Origin of the sequence: Microcoleus sp. S13_B4 (assembly GCF_036700885.1) — a bacterium.
Lineage (GTDB): Bacteria > Cyanobacteriota > Cyanobacteriia > Cyanobacteriales > Microcoleaceae > Microcoleus.
In genome coordinates this window covers 1-3,326 of the sequence record NZ_JAUBPU010000124.1, presented here as the reverse complement: position 1 = coordinate 3,326, position 3,326 = coordinate 1, and the positions used below count along the sequence as shown (strand labels likewise).

General features: G+C 41.0%; 3 protein-coding genes and 2 pseudogenes. 2 read left to right on the top strand and 3 right to left on the bottom strand.

All coding sequences use genetic code 11. The features are described from left to right. Positions 1-128: 128 nt before the first annotated feature. From QT994_RS27990 to QT994_RS27370, 3 genes are read right to left on the bottom strand one after another with little or no spacing between them, the layout of a single operon-like run. Complete coding sequence (locus tag QT994_RS27990) at positions 129-347, bottom strand: transposase (RefSeq protein WP_445243954.1); 219 nt, start codon at positions 345-347, stop codon at positions 129-131. 34 nt (positions 348-381) lie between these two features. Then, entirely contained in the window at positions 382-693 is a 312-nt protein-coding gene (locus QT994_RS27375) for a transposase (RefSeq protein WP_333180240.1), read from the bottom strand. Further along, positions 690-1,076, bottom strand: a complete 387-nt coding sequence (locus tag QT994_RS27370) for an IS630 transposase-related protein (RefSeq protein WP_333180238.1) — start codon at positions 1,074-1,076, stop codon at positions 690-692. Before QT994_RS27370 ends, QT994_RS27375 begins: the two co-directional genes overlap by 4 nt. 71 nt (positions 1,077-1,147) lie before the next feature. Between QT994_RS27370 and QT994_RS27365 the strand changes: the two are divergent. Both QT994_RS27365 and QT994_RS27360 read left to right on the top strand, forming a co-directional pair. Continuing rightward, positions 1,148-1,870: pseudogene (locus QT994_RS27365) on the top strand (IS1 family transposase). 74 nt (positions 1,871-1,944) lie between these two features. After that, a pseudogene (locus QT994_RS27360) lies at positions 1,945-3,018 on the top strand (IS630 family transposase). Positions 3,019-3,326: the final 308 nt, after the last annotated feature.

Here is a 3,326-nt window from a genome sequence, read left to right as displayed (position 1 = left end):
GAGCAAATTAGTTCGTTGTCATCTTACAATTTTATTCTTGAAGCCCTATTCTATGCAGCTTCATATTAAATTGGTATAACTCTTGCTGGAATCCTTGATATCTGCCAACATTACAGCACTTCCGGATGTTATGAGGTACAGTAGCAGCAATTAGTAAACCAGTTTTTGAGATGTTTCGGATTAATTAAGTCAAGAGCCACAGCAATTATCGTATCAACCATTTTAGTGGTCGTTGGCGAAAACTTTCGCAATAAAGATTTAAGTTGCGACCACCATAATTCAATCGGATTAAAATCCGGAGAGTATGGGGAAAAACATAAAATAGAAGCACCCACAGATTCAATCATCGATGTAATTGAATCTACTTTATGCGCGGGTAAATTATCCATCACTACTACTGCTCCCGACCACAATTATGGCACTAAACATTTTAAGGGTAAATACCTCAAATGCTTTGCCATCCATTGAGTTATCCATTGTCATGAGTGCCACTACTCGCTTGATACTAATTGCACCGATTACTGTGACTTTTTTCCCTCGGTAAAAAGGTTTAACCGCATAGGCTCTCGTTCCTCGTTGGGAACGTGCATGAGTTCGGTTTAAACCTAGCAATACTCGAGTCTCATCAAAAAATCCTAGATTGAGAGGTTCGATATGCTTGACTTTTTCCCAATACTCTAACCTTAACTTCATGACTCTTTCTGTTCCGGCTTGGCTACTCCTGACTGTTTTTTTTTACGATTTAATCCCAACTTCTGTAACGCGTTACACATGGCTGTTCTACCCACCCAATTTCCCGTCCGTTCGGCCAATAACTCAAACAATTCTAGTAAGGTTGCATCGGGATGTACTGCCACTATTTCTCTCAACTCTGCTGGGGAATTATTCACAGGAGTGTATCTCGGTTTCCCCCTGGGCTTCGGCTGTAAATTTCCCTCGGTTTTTTGTTGCTTAACCAGTTTTTGAACTAAGCTTTTACTGACGGAAAATATGGCTGCTGTTTTTCTGATCGACAGCTTCTGTTCTTGATGGGCTGCTACTATTTTTTTTCGCAGATCAACTGAATATGCTTTCATTGATGTATTCTTTTAATCTATTCTTATAGTACCTCATAACACCCGGAAGTGCTGTAGTTTAGTCAATCACTATGCTATTTTTACGACCAGACGGCCCTGATTGCGGTTCAAATCACATAGTTAAAAATGGTAGAATTCATAATAAAAAACCAAAATACAAATGTCAAAGTTGCGGTCGCCAATTTGTCTAAAATCCGACAAATAAAGTAATTAGCTCACAGACAAAAGATTTAATAGCTCGACTTATTTTGGAGAAGATTTCTTTGGCTGGTATAGCTAGAAGCACCGGTGTTTCTCAAAAATGGTTACAGGATTACGTAAATAATAAATATGCCTCAATCGAACGCACAGTAAAGATTAAACCTAAAAAAAAAGTCAGATTGAATGTTGAATGTGATGAACTGTGGTCATTTGTAGATTGCAAAGAAAATAAGCAATGGGTGTGGTTAGCTATGGATAGAGAAACCAGAGAAATTATTGGTGTTTATATTGGCGAGCGTAGCGAAGAAGGAGCAAAACTATTATGGAATTCTCTACCTCCTGTTTATCGACAATGTGCTGTTTGCTATACAGATTTTTGGCAGGCTTATGCTTGTATTTTTCCAAGTAAACGCCATCAGCCAGTTGGTAAAGACAGTGGAAAAACTAATCACATTGAAAGATTTAATAATACTTGGCGCCAACGTGTTTCTCGTCTCGTAAGAAAGACTCTTTCATGTTCTAAAAAGTTAGAAAACCATATTGGTGCTATTTGGTATTTTATCCATCATTACAACTATGTTTTGAGCCAATAAATATCTAATCACATCATGTCCGGTCGATTGACAGAGATATAATAGTGAGGAACACTACCCCCGTCAGATAAAGAATGCCGAAACGAATTGCGCTCGCGCCCCATCTGAGTGTAGAAGAATTACAGGCTCGTTTCCGTGAAGCCAAAACAACCACCCAGGCCCATCATTACCAAATTATTTGGCTCTTAGCTTGCGGCAAAACGACCGCAGAAGTGATGGCCGTGACAGGTTATAGTCGCGGTTGGATTTATGAATTAGTCCGGGGATACAACCATTTAGGACCAGAATCCCTCGGAGATCAACGTTGCAAAAATACCGATTGTGACCCTCTGCTGAATGATGTGGAACAAGCGTTATTGTGGCAAGTTCTACAGCAGCCTCCTCCTGATGGCGGGCTCTGGAATGGCCGTAAAGTAGCCGATTGGATGAGTGAACTATTGGGTAAAAAAGTCTGCCGCCAGCGAGGGTGGGAATATCTCAAGTCCATGAAATTTCGATTGAGAGTACCTCGCCCCTCTCATCAGGAATCAGATCTCCTCGAACAGGAGGAATGGAAAAAAAAATCTACATCGTCAAGTCAAGAGTATCCAGAAAAAATACCCTTCAAGCGACGTAGAAGTTTGGTCAATGGACGAACACCGTCGCTTGATTAAAACCGATTTTGAGACGAGAGTGGGTGGACGAGTTTAGTGATGCCACGGCTATTGTTAATTGGCGGTTTCAATGGTTGTGGTTATACGGTTTTGTGAATCCGAGTACAGGAGAAACCAAAAGAGTGGATACTGCCGTTTGTGAATAACGAGCTTTTTGAACGAGTTTTAAAAGATTTCGCCCAACATTTTCAAATTGGTAAGAAAAAAAGAGTTGTTTTAGTCATGGATGGAGCCGGATGGCATTTGAGTAAAAGTGTGAAAATTCCCAAAGGGATACATCTGTACTGTCTGCCTTCACATTCACCCGAACTGCAACCTGCCGAACGATTGTGGCCCTTGACCAATGAACCAATAGCCAATCGCTATTTTAGCAGTTTAGATGAGCTAGAAGCTGTTTTATACCAACGGTGTCAAAAACTCTTAGAGCTCAAACAATTAATTTGCAGTTTGACTCATTTTCATTGGTGGCCGGAACCAAAAGCTTCATTAATGTAAGGCCACGATCGCCTACTCGATTGTTTTGACCCACGACTATCGGTTGATCGCTAGGGAGTCAAGGTACGAGCAGGAGCGTGACAATCAGCCCTCTGATTTGTCGAGCATTGATGTTAATTAACTGTCTACCGTATCGCGGTCAATCGACCGGACATGATATCACTACATATTTATCACTACCCTTCATTATATCTGCGTTCATCAGCGCTCATTTGCGATCGCAATCCTATCTAGGGCTTGCTGAATATATCGATCGCATATTACGTGGCCTGGGTTAAGAACTGGTGCGTTCGAGAGTCATCGCCGTG